General features: G+C 53.7%; 1 protein-coding gene. It reads right to left on the bottom strand.

Features of this window, described 5'->3' with window-relative positions; all coding sequences use genetic code 11:
• Positions 1-148 precede the first annotated feature (148 nt).
• Positions 149-832 (bottom strand): NADP-dependent oxidoreductase (locus J5224_RS31545; RefSeq protein ID WP_264628923.1); only part of this gene is annotated, 684 nt, incomplete at its 5' end.

Here is an 832-nt window from a genome sequence, read left to right as displayed (position 1 = left end):
ATCAATTGGTCGCAGGTTCGAATCCTGCACGACCCACCATTTCTTAGATATCCTCCTGAAATTCACCGTATTCACATTTTCATGCGCGCCTGTCGGGCTGGTAAGACGCTGCGCTCAGGTTCGAGCCGAGCGAAGCGCGACAGCAACGCTATTTCATGCTGATGACAACTTTACCTTTCGCTCTCCCTGTTTCGACGTAAGCCAAAGCGTCTGCTGTCATATCAAATGGAAATACCCGATCAATAATCGGCTTGATTGCGCCGGACTCAATCAGGGCACCTATCTCGCACAGTTGCTCTGCGTGGGCGCGCATAAAGACAAACCGATAGCTGATACCCAAACGTGCCGCTTTCTTTCGGATACGGTAACTGAGAAGCCGTATGACCTGCTGTAGCCACCAGGGCAGCCCTTGCTCTATGGCAAACGCAAGATCGGGCGGTCCAGAGATCGAGATAAGCTGGCCTCCGGGTTTTAGTACCCGTAGCGATTTCTGCAGGGTCTCATTGCCAAGGCTGTTGAGCACCACATCATAGTCATGCAAGACAGTGGCAAAATCCTGTTTGTGGTAGTCAATCACCACATCCGCCCCTAACGCCTTCACCCATGCCAGATTACGCGTACTGGTGGTGGTGGCAACGAAAGCGCCCAGATGTTTGGCAAGCTGAATGGCAATGGTACCTACGCCGCCGGAACCCGCATGGATAAGCACCTTTTGGCCTTTCTTTAGCTTCGCGGTCTCCACCAACGTCTGCCAAGCTGTCAGGCCCACCAGTGGAAGGGCGGCGGCTTCCTCCATGCTGAGGCCATGGGGCTTTACTGGCAGAGAATGTTC

Source organism: Candidatus Symbiopectobacterium sp. NZEC135 (assembly GCF_025962695.1).
Note: the sequence above shows the minus strand (reverse complement) of the source record. Positions and strands in the feature narration are given on the sequence as shown.